Origin of the sequence: Paracidovorax avenae ATCC 19860 (genome assembly GCF_000176855.2) — a bacterium.
Classification (GTDB): Bacteria; Pseudomonadota; Gammaproteobacteria; order Burkholderiales; family Burkholderiaceae_C; genus Paracidovorax; species Paracidovorax avenae.
Genome location: NC_015138.1, coordinates 572,207 through 585,673 on the forward strand (window position 1 = coordinate 572,207; position 13,467 = coordinate 585,673).

Genomic DNA, 13,467 nt, shown 5'->3' on the forward strand with positions numbered 1-13,467 from the left:
CAGCGAGGCCCTGTCCCGCAGGGATCCGTTTCTCTTCCATCCATTCACAGGAATCCACATCCATGTCCGTCTCTCTTCAGACATATTCCCAATCCACGTCGCTGCGGACCACCGAGACGCCGCCGGCCATGCCGGCAGGCAGCGCGGAACTGGCGATCGACCAGCTCGTGCTGCAGGTGCTGGAGCAGGTGCTCAAGGCCCTGCAGGGCACCGGCCAGGGGGGCCATGGCGTCGGCTGCACAGGCGGCACGCGCTCCGCGGAGGGGCAGCGCAACGGCCCGGAGGGGGTGCTGCAGCGTTTCGCCGAACTGCTCAAGCACCTGGGCCAGGCGCTCGAGAAATCGCTGGCGGCCGTGCGGGCGAACGCGTTCGCGAACAGGCTGGCGCGCGCCCTGGGCTCCGATGCCCGCACCCTCGACCGGCTGGGCGATGGCGCGGACAACGGCAGCTTCCAGTCCTTCGCGAAGGACTTCCTCAAGAACCTCGATGCGCTCTCGGGCAATGGCGCGGCCAGCGGCTCCGGCCGCGTGGGCAGCGGCAGCGGGGATGACGACGATGACCTGGGCGATCTCGTGCGCCAGTTGATCCTGGCGATGCTGCTAGGCAATCCCCAGGCGCTCGCCAAGCTGCTGGGCCACCGCGGCGCCGGCTCCGATGTCCTCCTGAAGGTGCTGGAGCAGTTCGTGCAACTCCTGGGCCTGGGCCTGCAGGCTGCGGGTGGCGGCGCGGCGGGCGGCAGCCATGCTGCCGGCGGTGGTGGCGCCGAGGCCATGGCGGAGCTCGTCAAGCAACTGCTGGGCGCCTTCATGCAGGGCGATACCAGCGGCGTGGACAAGCTGCTGCAAGGCCAGGGCGGGAGGCATTCGCTCCAGCAGATCCTGGCACTGCTGACGCAACTGATCACCATGCTGTCCGGCGGCAAGCCCGATGGCGGCGGCCCGGCAGGCCAGGGCGGCGGCCCGGGTGGCGGTCCGGGCGCAGGCGCCCCCGCATGCGGCGGCGGTGCCGGCCCCGGTCATGCCGGCGCAGGAACCGGTGCAGGTGCAGGCGGTGGTGCAGCCGGCAAGGGCGTGGACGGCGCGCACGGCGTGGCGGCGCCTTCCGGCCAGGGCGGCGCTCCCGTGGTCCGTTCCATGGATCCCTCCAGGCCCCTGAGCAGCGCGCAGGCCAGACAGTTGCAGGAGGCGCTCAAGCCCGACGCGGTGGGTGCGGACGGCGTGGGCATCTACAACACCACCCGCGTGATCCCGGCCGGCGTGCAGGTGGATTTCAACGGTGCACGGATCAAGGCCGGACCAGCCCTGGGCGACGGCGGCCAGGCCGAGGGCCAGAAGCCGCTGATCCGCATGGAGTCGGGGTCTTCCATCGCCAACCTGGAGCTGTCCGGGGCGGACGGCATCCATGCGATGGGGGACGCGAAGCTCGACCGCATCAAGTGGGCCGATGTCGGGGAGGATGCCTTCACGATGAAGGGACCGGGGCATGTGGAGGTCACCAACAGCTCCGCCTTCAATGCCAGCGACAAGATCTTCCAGCTCAACGCCGGCGGTTCCTTCAAGCTGGACAACTTCACGGCGGACACCTTCGGCAAGGCCGTGCGGACCAATGGCGGAAAGGACTTTCCGATCGATATCTCGGTGACCCGTTCGTCGTTCAGGAACGGCAAGGAGGCCGTGGTGCGTTCCGACGCGGAGCAGGCGAAGACCCACCTGGCCGGCAACACGGTGGTGGACACGCCCCATGACGTGATCGCTCCCCAGGCTGCGCAGGTCGAGGGTGCGCAGCACCGCGGAACCAAGAGCTATACCGGCTGACGGCGCGCGGCGCAGGCCGCCGCCGGTGACCCGGGCAAGGCCCTGGCCATGCGCGCGAGCGGCATGCCAGGGCCTTTTTTCCTTGCCCGGGCGTAGGGCGCCGGGCGCCCCTCGTGGTCAGCCGGCCGCCCGGCTCACCCAGCGCGGTGCCGGGCCGCGGCGGCGCAACCACGGGGCGCCGCCGCGGCTGTGGAGGGCCTTGTCCGTGACGCGGTTGTCCCACAGGTCCAGGCTGGCCAGGCTGGCGCTGCCGGCAAGCGCGTGGGCGCCCGCATTGCCGACCTGGTTGCGTGCCAGGCCGAGCCGGCGCAGCCGCGGGTTGGCGGCGAATGCGCGGGCCCCGGCCGATCCCACGGCATGGCCTTCCAGGTCGATTTCTTCCAGGGACGGGCTGGCGGCGAGGGCGAGCGCGCCGCGTTCCCCGATGCGCACACCCTCCGCCGAACTGTTGTTGAGCACCAGCGAGGCCAGTTGCGGGCAGCGCGAGAGCGCCGAGGCGCCGGTATCGCCGATGCGGCAGTCTCCCGCATCGAGGAAGCGCAGCGAATCCGAAGCCGCCAGGGCGCCGGCGCCGGCATCGCCCAGCGGGTTGTGGGCGATGACCAGGGCGTCGAGCGCGGGCAGGCTGGCCAGGGCGGCTGCCCCTTCTGCGCCGATGCCATTGCGTGCGAGGTCGAGCTGCTGCCACCGGGTGCCCGTGGCCAGGGCGCGGACGCCGGCATCGCCCAGGCGGTTGCGGTGCAGGTCCAGGGCGCGCAGCGCGGCACCGCGCGCCAGGGCCGCGGCTCCCGCCGCCCCGATCTGGTTGGCCTGGACCGACAGCGTCTGCAGGCCGGGCAGTGCCGCCAGGGCCCGTGCGCCATCGTCGCCCAGCGCGTTGTGGTTCAGCGAGAGGGTCCGCAGGCCCTGCATGCGTGCGATCACGGCGGCGCCTTCGGCCCCCAGGCGGTTGCCGTCCAGGTCCAGTTCCACCAGGCTGCGCAGGCCCGGCAGCGCGGGCGCGGCTTCGGGGCCCAGTCCGTTGCCGCGGGCCTGCAGGCGCGAAAGCCGAGGCAGGGACGAAACGGCCGCGAGCCCTTCCGGCGTGAGGCCGCAATGGTCCAGCCGCAGCGTGGCGAGCGAGCCCGCGCCCGCCAGCGCACGCGCTCCCTCCGCATCCAGCGGCACGTGGGCCAGTTCCAGGGTCGCCAGGCGGCTGTGGCGTGCCAGCGCGTGCACGGCTTCGGGCCGCAGGGCCATGCGCCGCAGGGCCAGGGTGGCCAGCGGCAGGGCGAGCAGCCACGACAGGCCGCGAGCCGTCAGCCCGGTGCAGTCGGACAGCTCCAGGGACTGGAGCGTGGCGGGCAGCAGGCGCAGGTCGTCGTCGCAGAAGTCGCCACGCAGGGTGAGCCCGCGCAGGCCCCGCATGTCCTCCCGGCACAGCGCGAGCAGGCCCCGGACGTCGCGGACGGTATGTTCCTCGGGGCCGGCGTCCGGGCCGGCAGGGGCATGGGAGAAGGCGTTCATGGTGTGTCGCCGCGCGAGGGCGGATTGCAAAGCGCCCAGGGTAGGGGGGCAGCGGCGCGGAGGTGCCTGCGGACACGAAGAGAACGCCGGCGTGGCGAGGGAGGGCGGCGACCCGGGAATGACCAGGAGCGGGCCAGGGGGGCTTCGCGGTACCGCACGCGGCTTCGCCCGCCGCGCGCGGGCGGGCCCGCGCCTTCCTAGGATGAATCCAAGCAGTCGATCCGCCTGGCGGCTTGGTCTGCGGCGGCGCGGACATCGCGCTGATCCGACGGTCACCCGGACATGGCGGACCTTTTAGAAATCTGGAGGAGTATGACAATCAAAACAACCGAGTCCGCGCAGGCGCATGTGCCGCCCCGGATACCCCTGTCCCCTGCGCGCCGCGCCTGCCTGGCGGCCGCCCTGCAGCACATGGGGGCCGACGATGCCTCCGTGCGCGCCTTCGCCGAGCAGGGCATGGTGATGGTCAACGACGTTCTGCTGGCGATCGCATCGCTGCAGGAGCGCGATGACGGTCGCTGGCTGGCCTCCGCGCTGCTGCCCCGCCCCGAGGGCGTCTCGAGCGCCCGCTGGAGCGAAGCCCTGCTGGTGGCGAACGGGCAGACGATCCTGCTGGCTCCCTGGGCTTTCAGCCTGGACGACAGCGGCGACGCGGTGCTGCTGATGTCCCTGGAGCCCGACATGGCCGATGCCCGCATGCTGGCGGCCTGTTTCGACGGCATGCTGTCGCTGTGCGAGGCCGTGTCCACCGGTGCCCAGGCACTGGCGCAGGCTGCCCAGACGGGCAAGGAGGCCGCATGAACGCCCCGCTCGACCTGTCGAAACAGCCGCCTGCTCCCGTGCAGGAATTCGAGGCCTCGCCGGCCCTGCAGGCCCTGGTATGCGATGCAGCGCTGGTGCTGGGCGCCAGCGCCGGACAGGCACAGGAGGCAACACGCACCGGCCGCTTCGAACTGGAGCGGCACACCGTGGCCGTGACGCCCGATGCCAGCGAGGAAACGCTGCTGCTGTCGGTGGACCTGGGCCCCGACTACCTGGCCGATCCCGATCGCGCGCAGGCCGCACTGCTCGCCAACATGCACCTGTTCGTCAAGGCCGGCGTCGTGTTCGCCCGCGGCCCGGCCGGCCCCGTGCTCGTGGGCCGCTGGCCTTCGACCGATGCGCAGGCACTCGCCAACGGCGTGCGCCAGATGGGCGCGATCGCCCAGGGCTTCCGGGCCCCCAGCCCTTCCGGGGCCTCACTTTCCTCTTCCCTTTCCCGGCCGGCGCGAGGCGCTGGCGAACGCCAGGAGTGACGCCATGACGCCCCTTTCTTCGACCCACAGGTCTTCCACCACCCCCGCTGCCGGCGATCACGGCGCCAGTTCTCAGTCCGGTGCATCCACCTCGCAGGCCCCGGCGGCCCGCGGCAGCCAGCGCATCGGCAACGAGGGAGGACCGCCGGTGCGCAACGCCAGCGGGCGCGCCCGCGCGGACGCGCCGCTCCCCCAGCGCCTCCCGCGCGTGGCGATGGACATGTCGCCCCAGCGGGAAATGGTGCCCCTGCGGGACCGCAGCGATCTCGGATCCAGCCATCCTTCCTTCCGGACGGAGGCAACGCATTACTCCGACGCCTTGCAGGACGAGTTGCCCCACATCGAATTCAGTCCTTCCGGCTCGCTGGCGAGCCCTGCAGCGGACGGCTCCGACGCCGCCCGTGAGTCCTTCCGCACAGCCATGGGCGAACGGCAGCCGTCCCCGCCCGCCGGCAACGAAGACGGCGCTGCCGTGCCGGCGCAGCAAAGCTGGCGGCAGATGGCGACCGCAGCGTTGCGCCATCGGGCGACAGCCGCCCGGCAGGCCGTGCAGAGCGGCGGCGAGGCGTTGGGGCGCACGGCGATGGCCCCGGTCTCCCTGGCCCGCAGCGGCGTCTCCGCGGCGTGGAACATGGGCAGCCAGGCCTTCCGCATTCCGAAGGTGGCCATCGGCCATCTGACGCACCAGGGCATCGCCGTGGGAGTGACCACCGCGGTGCGCGAAGTGGCCGCGGAAGCGCTGATCGCAGGCTTGCGCCAGGCGCCTGCCGGTGCGCTGCTGGGTATCGAGATCGGCATGGGCGTGGTCAACATGTCGCTGCAGGCACTGCGCCAGGTGCGCGAGAAGCGCAATCCCGACGTGGCGGCGCGAGGCTTTCATGCGCTGAGCCCCGAGCAGTGGGCGAACAAGACGCCGGAGCAAAAGGCCCAGCTGCGCAAGGAGCAGCAGCAGCACTCGGACCGCGTCGTCTCGCTGCAGATGGCCTCGGTCATGGTGAATGTGGGCTTCGCGGCGTACGGTACGGCGCATGGCGACAACTCCTTCGCGGCATCCAGCATCGCGAGCGAGGCCAAGGTGATCGCCTATTCGCTGATGCGGGACGGCATCCAGTCCAAGTTCTCCATGATCAGGATAGACAAGCCGACCAACGGGGTGAGCGGCAGCCACCTGACTGGCGCGGGGCTGTTCTATGGGGGAGCCAACCTGGCGGCCGCCTATGCCTGGGGCGCGTTGCCGCCCCTGGCCCTGCCGGCCGGCGTGACGACGGCGAACGTGCGCGACGTGCTGCGCGGCGTGCCGGTGGAGGGCTTGTCCCTGCAGGGCGCCGTCGGCGCCACGGCCAAGATGATCGGCGTGAAGGCCGCCATCAACACCGTGCTGGAGGCCTCGGACTGGTTCTCCGTGACCGAGCAGGAGGCGCGGCAGGCGGGCGCGAAGCAGCAGCTGGCCCCCCGCATCCTGCCTGACGACTACGGTCGCCTGAAAGACCATGTCGCCGCACGCGTCGCGATCATCGACAGCTCCAACTCGGTCGGGGACCTGGTGGGCTTCCTCACCAAGGACATGCCCCCGGCGACCAGTGCCCTGCTGACCAACGGTGCGCAGGGGATCTGGGCTGGCGTCAACTACAAGAGCATCGGCTCCACCTGGCAGGCCGACGGTGCCGTGCGTGCCGCGGAAGACCGCCGTGCCGTGCCCCACGGTGCGGAGAACGTCTGATCCTTGCGCCAGGCTGTCCCATGATGCCCGCCCCGACGGACACCTCCCCGGTCCGCTCCCGCGGTGGATGGGGCCGGCGGCTCCGCGCCACCGCGGTGCCGGCCGCCGGGGCACGGCTGCCGCTGCGGAGGGCGCGGGCACTGGCGGCGGTGCCCGCGCCCGTGCGCGCCGCCATGGCGGCTGCATCTCCGCGCGATCCCGGTGACGGCGCGCCGGCTTCGCCCGCCCGCCAGTTGCTGGAGCGCTTCCAGTTCTGCGAGCTGGATGCCATGCCCCCTGGCCGCCTGCGCCAGGTGGTGGAGCTTCTCGGCGGCCGGGGCCGGGCACTGAGGACGGCGCCGTTGCGCGCCAACTGGAAGGCGCTGCGCCTGGCCCTGGAGGAGTCCGCGCTGCGTGCACTGCTGCTCGAACGTACCGACGAGGTGGTCGCGTTCCTGCTGCGGCCCGGGGCGGCCTGCGATCCTGGGCAGGGCGCGCAGGCCTGCGCCGCGGGCGCCGGGGCGCAGGCGCTGGCCACCTTCCCTTCGCCTGAAGTGTTTTCTCCAGGGTGATTCTTCCGGACCCCGCAGCCCGGCTGCCCGGCTGCGGGTGCTTTGCCCCGGCCCCGGAACCGGGAGCCTGCGCCCGGCCACGCGCGGCCGGGGCGGGGCGTGTCAGCCCGAGATGTCCGAGAGCGTATCGACGGAACGGCCAAAGTCCCAGAGGTCGGACGTGGACTGGTTGAGGAAGGCGCGGATCTCCTCGTGCTTCTCCATGGCCTCGTCGGCCAGCGGGTCGTTGCCGGGCTTGTATTCGCCCATCTGCACCAGCGGTTCGATCTCCTCGTACTTGGCCATGAGCTGGCGGAAGCGCCCGCCGGCCTGCTGGTGTTCCCGCGGCACGATCTGCGACATCACGCGCGAGAGGCTGCCCAGCACGTCGATGGCCGGGTACTGGTTGCGCGCGGCGATCTTGCGCGAGAGGATCATGTGCCCGTCGAGGATGCCTCGCACTTCCTCCGAGATCGGGTCGTTGCCGCTTTCATCCTCGTAGAGCACGGTATAGAGCGCCGTGATGGAGCCGCGCGCGCCCATGCCGGCACGCTCCAGCAGCCGCGGGATCTCGGCGAACACCGAAGGCGGAAAGCCCCGGCGCGCCGGCGGTTCACCCGCGGCCAGGCCGATCTCGCGCTGTGCCCGTGCGAAGCGGGTGAGCGAATCCATCATCAGCAGCACCTTCAGGCCCTGGTCGCGGTAGTACTCCGCCACGGCCGTGGCCACGTGGGCCGCCTTGGCCCGCTCGCTGGAGGAGCGGTCCGAGGTGGCGCAGACCACCACCGAGCGCGCCATGCCTTCCTCGCCGAGGATGAATTCGACGAATTCGCGCACTTCGCGGCCCCGCTCGCCGATGAGCGCGATCACGCTGACGTCGCACTGCGTGCCGCGCGCGAGCATGCCCATCAGCGTACTCTTGCCCACGCCGGCGGGCGCGAAGATGCCCATGCGCTGCCCTTCGCCCAGGGTGATGAGGCCGTCGATGGCCTTCACCCCCGTGGGCAGGGGGTGTTCGATCATCTCGCGCTCCATGGGCGTGGGCGGCAGCGCGAACACGGGCCGCGTTTCGCTGCAGTCCAGCGGCCCCTTGCCGTCGATGGGCTGGCCCAGGCTGTCGATCACGCGGCCCAGCAGCCGGGGGCCGACGGGCACCGAGAGCACTTCGCCCAGGCCCACCACCGGCGATCCGCCGCGCACGCCGAGGATGGAGCCGAAGGGCGAGAGAATGCTCTGCCCGTTGGCGAAGCCCACCACCTCGGCCGCCTGCAGCAGCTCGCCGCGCTCGTCCAGCACGTGGCACAGCTCGCCCAGCTTGGCGTCCAGGCCGTTCACGCGCATGAGCGTGCCGATCACCTCGGCCACCTTGCCGCTGCGGCGCACCAGCGGGGCGGCGGCGATCTCGCGCTCCATCCAGCGGGCGATCCGCGCGGTTCCGTTCACGTCATGCATCGTGGTCCTCCCGGGCCAGGCGGTCGTCGCCCTGGCCTTCGTCCTGGTATTCGTCGTTGTCGTCCTCGCCCAGCCGGCTCGCATAGGCCACGGTGACCGGCTCTTCGGCGGCCACGCGGACGGCGCGCTCCAGCGCGCCGCGCAGGCCGGCCAGCTGCACGTGCAGACTGGTGTCCAGGCGGCCGATGTCGGCATCGAAAATGCTGCTGCCGGGCGGGAGGTCGGCATCGGCTTCCACCTGGACGCGCGGGGCATCGGGGTCGCTGCCGATGGCCGATAGCGCGGCGCGTGCCGCATCGGCATCGTCCGGATGGACGCGCAGGCGCGCGGTGCGTGCGTCGCCCAGGGTATCGCGCAGGGTCAGGATCGCGCGTTGCAGCAGGGCCTGCCTCGGCTCTGCCAGCACCATGCGTTCCACCGCCATCGCGACGACGGCCGCCAGGCGCTTTTCCATGCCCGCCATGGCGGCATCGTGCGATGCCTGCAGCGCGGCGAATTCCGCGTGCCAGCGGCGGGCGGCTTCCTCGGAGGCGTCGGCCACGGCCTGCTCCGCGAGGAGCCGGGCATCGGCACGGGCCTGATCGACCAGCGCTGCGGCGTCGGCCGCGGCCTGGTCGCGCAGCGCCTGCGCCTGCCTGCGCGCGGCCTCCAGCAGGTCGGCCGCCTCCTGCCTTGCCTGTGCGAGGAGGTGCTCGCCTTCGGTGCGCGCCCCTTCCAGCACGGCCACGGCCGTGGTGGCGGTTTCGAATTCAGCGGCCCGGAGAATGCCGGCCGGCGAATGCAGGCCGGCGCCTGCGGGAGAAGACCAGATCAGCATGCGCGGCCCTCCGGGAACAGGGTTTCCAGCGCCTGCAGGCGCTCCCGCGCCGCGGCCGATGCCCGGGGCACCAGGTGGGGGCGGGGAGCGCCGGAGCGCGATGCCGGCAGGGCCAGCCGCACCATGCGCCGCAGCGCGCGGTCCGGCCAGGCACCGGCGCGCACCAGTTCGCGGTAGCCCACCCAGGACCATGCGAGCGGTGGCCAGCCGGCCACTTCAGGAGATACGGCAGCGCCGCCGTCGCGCGCGCGCAGCGGGGCGAAGGCGGGGCCCAGCGCTTCCTGCAGCGCCGTGCGCGCGCTGCGCTGCACGCAGCAGCGCAGCACGCCGGGGCGGCCCAGCAGCGCCAGCGCGCACAGGCGCGCCAACAGCGATGTCCGGTCCAGCAGCGCGAGGCGCGCACCGCCATCCTCCAGCCGTTCCAGCGGGGGCAGGGGGCCGCAGCGGCGGACGAACCAGTCCTTGGACAGGGTGCCCTGCACCTGCGGAGGCAGCGCATCGCCGTGTGCCGCGGCGGCGCCCACGGCGTCCGTGGGCCGCAGCCAGCTGGGATCGACGTGGTCGGGCAGCGCATCGATGCGGGCCTGCAGTTCGCAGGCCAGCCGGGCGAGATCGCGTGCGCGGCTCATCCCGCGAGTCCCTTGGCCATGGCGGGGGCCGACGGGAGGGGCGCCGCGGATGCGGGAGATGGCGCGGATGCGTCGGCGGCGAGTTCGCCGGCGGCGGCTTCCGGCTTGCGGCGCAGGCCGGCGGGCAGCCAGGCCGGCCGCTTCCAGGCGATCCAGCCCGCCGCGCCGCCCAGCACCAGCAGCACGGCGGCGGCCAGCGCGGCCCAGAGGCCGGCGCGCGAGGCTTCCTTCTCCGGCGCGGGGCCGATGGGCATCCCCGGCACGAGCGTGACCGTGACGTTCTCGTACGTCAGGCCTTCGACGCTGCGCGCCACCATGTTCTTGATGCCCGCGGTCAGCCCGGCGATGTTCGCGCTCTCGCGGTACTTGATGAACACCGCGGCGCTCGCGGGCTTGACGGTGGAGGCGAGCGGGTCGTTGTTGGGCAGCACGATCTGCACACGCGCGGTGACCACGCCGTCGATCTGCGACAGCGTGGCCTCCAGCTGCTGGGCGACGCCGTAGATGAAGCGCACCCGCTCTTCCGTCGGGGTGGAGATCAGGCCTTCCTTCTTGAACATCTCGCCCAGGGTGGCATGGCGCTCGCGCGGCAGCCCGTAGGAGCGCAGCACGGCGAGCGAGCGCACCACGTCGCTCTTTTCCACCTGCACGTTCCAGGTCTTGCCGGCGTCGGAGGTCGCCTTGCCCGCGTCGATGCCGCTTTCGAGCAGGGCCGCCACCATGTCGTTGGCGTCTGCCTCGGTCTGTCTGGTAAAGAGGTCGTCCTTGCAGCCGACGAGCGCCAGCAGCAGGACGAGGGGAGCGAGCCACCGGCGCAGCGGCGAGAAGCCCCGGGCCGGATATGGCGTGTCATGCGTCATGGTGGCCTCCGCTCACTGGTTGCGCATCAGCGTCTGCAGGCCGCTCTTGCCGCTCTGGGCCAGATAGACCATGGCATGGAACTGGAACTGCATGCCGGACACCCGGTACATCAGCTCGATCTGGCGGGACGTCATGTCGATGTCGTTCATCGAGTTGTCTTTCTGCGCGTGGGCCAGCGCGTGCATGTCCTGCAGTGCCTTGCGCATGGATTCGTCCTGGTGCATGAGCGCGTTGCCCAGGGTGGAGTCGGGGGCCATCTCGGCCAGGGGCGCCTGGGGCTTGCCTTCCATCATGCGCGCGAACTTCTCCGCCAGCGCGCTCAGGTTGCTGGGCTGGGCGGCGCCGGATTCGATGGCCGGCGCGGGGGATACGGGCAGCTGGAGGGCGTTCATGGCGGTGTCCTGTAGGGAGAAGGGGGTACTGCGCGCGGGGCTCAGGCGCGCAGCTGGAATACGAAGGGATTGGTGAGCGGATCCACGGGCGCGAACTTGCGCGGGCGGAATGCGGACTGCGGATCCGGCGTCTCGCCGGACTCCTGGGGAGCGGCGTCCTGGCCGGCAGCGTTGCCATCGGCATCGCCGGCCTGTGCGAACAGTTGCTGCACCAGGTACAGGGCCGTGGGGTCCGTGCAGCCTGCCAGCACCTCGTCGGCATTGGCGCGCCAGGCGGGGTCCCGCATGAAGCGCTGGCAGCGCGCCATCAGCGCCTTGGCCATGCCCCAGTGGGTGGGGCTGCCTTCCACGTTGCGCATGAGGCGGATGCACTCTTCCACCTGGCCGCGCTGGATGCAGATCCAGCCTTCCAGCAGGTCCAGCTCGACCATGCGGGGACGCAGTATGCGCGCGCCCTGGAGGATCTCGGCAGCGTCGTCGGTGAGTTCGAGTTCGACGGCTTTCGTCGCCAGATTGATAAGGCCGGCGACCACTTCTCGTCGAGAGATTTTCGGGGTCATGGAGCGGTCTCCCTGGAGGATTTTTGGGGTGCGTCCGACGGGTCGAATGACGGCCCTGCGGTGGCAGGCGATTCGCGCAGCGCGGGCTGCGCGGCCGCTTCGGTGCCGGAATGCACCAGAACCGCGTAGGCCGCGCAGGAGAGCGTGGCCACGGCCAGGAACACGGCATACGGCATATGCGTCGTCCCTGGATCGGCGTCTCGGACTGCGCGGGGCACCGCGTGCATCAGTTGGGTGCGAGGCCGGACAGGCCCTTGCCCATGGCACCGATGGTCTTGGCGTTCATTTCCGCCATTTCCTTCTGGAAGTTCAGCAGGGCCTGCTTGGCCATGTTGCGGGTGCTGGCGTCGGTGAGCGCCTCCTGGTTCCGCATGTTTTGCTCTTGCAGAGCGATGGAACGCATCGTTGCTGCGTCTGCGCCGGAAACGGACATGGTGTGACTCCTTGGGTCGAAAAATCGTGAAGGGATGCAATGGGAGGCGGGCTGGCGCCGCGCCGCGTGCCGCCGGGCGGCCGCGCACGGCGCATGCCGCGTCAGTTGGGGGCGAGACCGGAGAGGCCTTTTCCCATGGCGCCGATGGTCTTGGCGTTCATTTCCGCCATTTCCTTCTGGAAGTTCAGCAGGGCCTGCTTGGCCATGTTGCGGGTGCTGGCGTCGGTGAGCGCCTCCTGGTTGCGCATGTTCTGCTCTTGCAGAGCGATGGAACGCTGCGTTGCTGCGTCTGCGCCGGAAATGGACATGGTGTGACTCCTCGGGAAAATGAATGACTGGGTGAAAAGGGATGCGATGTCGCGCCACGCCCTGCGCGGCGCCGTGGACATCAGTTGGGTGCGAGGCCGGACAGGCCCTTGCCCATTGCGCCGATGGTCTTGGCGTTCATTTCCGCCATTTCCTTCTGGAAGTTCAGCAGGGCCTGCTTGGCCATGTTGCGGGTGCTGGCGTCGGTGAGCGCCTCCTGGTTCCGCATGTTTTGCTCTTGCAGAGCGATGGAACGCATCGTTGCTGCGTCTGCGCCGGAAACGGACATAGAAAACTCCTCGAGAGAATGTTGCGGTGCGAACCGCGGTTAGCGAAGACCGCACCCTGCGATCTCCATCCGGGAGGCGCGCCGGCAACGCCGCCGCGCCGTGTCTTGTGGCCTGCCCTTCAGTGGATGACGGGCTTCTGGGTGGCCCGGCCCAGGAAATGCAGCACCCCTTGCGCGGCCTGCCGCACCGGCTGGTCCACGCTGGTCGCCAGCACGTTGTCGATCCAGTGGCGCCAGGCGGGGTCGCCGTTGAAGAGCAGCGTGAGCGCCAGGGCGACCTTGCTCACGCCGTCTTCCGGGTGGGTCTCCACGTGGTGCAGCAGCTGGTCGTGTTCCTTGCCCCGCTGTCCGGCCATGGCCAGCACGATGTTGCGGTAGAGCAGGTAGGTGCTCGAGTCCTCGAGCGTGGCCTCGACCGCCCGGCTGATCGTGTCCGCGTCGCTGCCGACGCGGTACACGGTGCCCAGCAGGGCGACGCTCATGAGGTTGCGGTAGATCACCGGATAGGGCGCGGCCGGCGCTTCGGCGGCGGCGTACGGAGCAGCGGCGGGGTGGGGGGCGTGGATCATGGTCGTGCCTTCCTCACACCGCCAGCGTCGTGCCGTGCAGGGTTTCCCAGATCTTGCGGATCACGCGCTGCGAGGCCTGGAACGCATCGACCAGCTGGCCGATCAACTGGCGCTCGGCGTCGATCTCCGCCTGGATCCGCATCGCACTGCTTTCGCGGGCGACTTCGTCGAAGTAGCGGATCATGGCGCGTGCGCGGTCTCCGCTGAGGTCTTCGCTCAGGGCCTGCTCTAGGTTCTCCAGATCGCTGAAAATGGTGGATTCGATGGATGCGGTCATGGTCTGAAAAGGTCTCT

18 protein-coding genes are annotated in these 13,467 nt (G+C 70.9%); 5 read left to right on the plus strand and 13 right to left on the minus strand.

The annotated features are described in order from the left end of the window. Positions 1 to 62: 62 nt before the first annotated feature. Entirely contained in the window at positions 63 to 1,814 is a 1,752-nt protein-coding gene (locus tag ACAV_RS02545) for a pectate lyase (protein WP_013593015.1), read from the plus strand. Between the two features lie 117 nt (positions 1,815 to 1,931). Here ACAV_RS02545 and ACAV_RS02550 read toward each other — a convergent pair whose 3' ends face one another. Further along, entirely contained in the window at positions 1,932 to 3,320 is a 1,389-nt protein-coding gene (locus ACAV_RS02550) for a leucine-rich repeat domain-containing protein (protein ID WP_041828528.1), read from the minus strand. Positions 3,321 to 3,632: 312 nt separating this feature from the next. Here ACAV_RS02550 and ACAV_RS02555 point away from each other — a divergent pair, with 312 nt between their 5' ends. The 4 genes from ACAV_RS02555 to ACAV_RS02570 are packed head-to-tail and all read left to right on the plus strand — an operon-like array spanning position 3,633 to position 6,886. Next, positions 3,633 to 4,121 (plus strand): CesT family type III secretion system chaperone, encoded by a 489-nt coding sequence (locus ACAV_RS02555; protein ID WP_013593017.1) that lies wholly within the window; start codon positions 3,633 to 3,635, stop codon positions 4,119 to 4,121. Continuing rightward, on the plus strand, positions 4,118 to 4,615 hold the full coding sequence (locus ACAV_RS02560; RefSeq protein WP_013593018.1) for a hypothetical protein: 498 nt from the start codon (positions 4,118 to 4,120) through the stop codon (positions 4,613 to 4,615). The genes ACAV_RS02555 and ACAV_RS02560 overlap by 4 nt, the downstream gene beginning before the upstream one ends. 4 nt (positions 4,616 to 4,619) lie before the next feature. Further along, entirely contained in the window at positions 4,620 to 6,335 is a 1,716-nt protein-coding gene (locus ACAV_RS02565; RefSeq protein ID WP_013593019.1) for a hypothetical protein, read from the plus strand. 23 nt (positions 6,336 to 6,358) lie between these two features. Then, a complete protein-coding gene (locus tag ACAV_RS02570; protein ID WP_218918157.1) occupies positions 6,359 to 6,886 on the plus strand; it encodes a hypothetical protein in 528 nt (175 codons plus the stop codon). Positions 6,887 to 6,988: 102 nt separating this feature from the next. Here ACAV_RS02570 and sctN read toward each other — a convergent pair whose 3' ends face one another. The 12 genes from sctN to ACAV_RS02630 form a co-directional block, all read right to left on the minus strand. Beyond that, the gene (gene sctN / locus ACAV_RS02575) at positions 6,989 to 8,317 is read right to left on the minus strand and encodes a type III secretion system ATPase SctN (RefSeq protein ID WP_013593021.1); all 1,329 of its coding nucleotides are present in this window, start codon (positions 8,315 to 8,317) and stop codon (positions 6,989 to 6,991) included. After that, positions 8,310 to 9,134, minus strand: coding sequence for a FliH/SctL family protein (locus tag ACAV_RS02580; RefSeq protein ID WP_013593022.1), 825 nt, complete (start codon positions 9,132 to 9,134; stop codon positions 8,310 to 8,312). The genes sctN and ACAV_RS02580 overlap by 8 nt, the downstream gene beginning before the upstream one ends. Beyond that, the gene (locus tag ACAV_RS02585; RefSeq protein ID WP_013593023.1) at positions 9,128 to 9,763 is read right to left on the minus strand and encodes a type III secretion protein HrpB4; all 636 of its coding nucleotides are present in this window, start codon (positions 9,761 to 9,763) and stop codon (positions 9,128 to 9,130) included. The genes ACAV_RS02580 and ACAV_RS02585 overlap by 7 nt, the downstream gene beginning before the upstream one ends. Next, positions 9,760 to 10,623, minus strand: a complete 864-nt coding sequence (gene sctJ / locus ACAV_RS02590) for a type III secretion system inner membrane ring lipoprotein SctJ (RefSeq protein ID WP_013593024.1) — start codon at positions 10,621 to 10,623, stop codon at positions 9,760 to 9,762. The genes ACAV_RS02585 and sctJ overlap by 4 nt, the downstream gene beginning before the upstream one ends. Positions 10,624 to 10,635: 12 nt before the next feature. Next, entirely contained in the window at positions 10,636 to 11,016 is a 381-nt protein-coding gene (locus ACAV_RS02595) for a type III secretion protein (RefSeq protein ID WP_011793650.1), read from the minus strand. A gap of 41 nt (positions 11,017 to 11,057) precedes the next feature. Beyond that, entirely contained in the window at positions 11,058 to 11,576 is a 519-nt protein-coding gene (locus tag ACAV_RS02600; RefSeq protein ID WP_013593025.1) for an HrpB1 family type III secretion system apparatus protein, read from the minus strand. After that, positions 11,573 to 11,752 (minus strand): hypothetical protein, encoded by a 180-nt coding sequence (locus tag ACAV_RS02605; protein ID WP_013593026.1) that lies wholly within the window; start codon positions 11,750 to 11,752, stop codon positions 11,573 to 11,575. The genes ACAV_RS02600 and ACAV_RS02605 overlap by 4 nt, the downstream gene beginning before the upstream one ends. Before the next feature lie 50 nt (positions 11,753 to 11,802). Then, a complete protein-coding gene (locus tag ACAV_RS02610; RefSeq protein ID WP_011793652.1) occupies positions 11,803 to 12,009 on the minus strand; it encodes a hypothetical protein in 207 nt (68 codons plus the stop codon). A 101-nt stretch (positions 12,010 to 12,110) separates the two neighbouring features. Next, entirely contained in the window at positions 12,111 to 12,317 is a 207-nt protein-coding gene (locus tag ACAV_RS02615) for a hypothetical protein (protein ID WP_013593027.1), read from the minus strand. A gap of 80 nt (positions 12,318 to 12,397) precedes the next feature. After that, positions 12,398 to 12,604 (minus strand): hypothetical protein, encoded by a 207-nt coding sequence (locus ACAV_RS02620; RefSeq protein ID WP_011793652.1) that lies wholly within the window; start codon positions 12,602 to 12,604, stop codon positions 12,398 to 12,400. Between the two features lie 119 nt (positions 12,605 to 12,723). Beyond that, positions 12,724 to 13,173, minus strand: a complete 450-nt coding sequence (locus ACAV_RS02625) for a hypothetical protein (RefSeq protein ID WP_013593028.1) — start codon at positions 13,171 to 13,173, stop codon at positions 12,724 to 12,726. A gap of 13 nt (positions 13,174 to 13,186) precedes the next feature. After that, a complete protein-coding gene (locus ACAV_RS02630) occupies positions 13,187 to 13,450 on the minus strand; it encodes a hypothetical protein (protein ID WP_013593029.1) in 264 nt (87 codons plus the stop codon). Between the last annotated feature and the right edge of the window lie 17 nt (positions 13,451 to 13,467).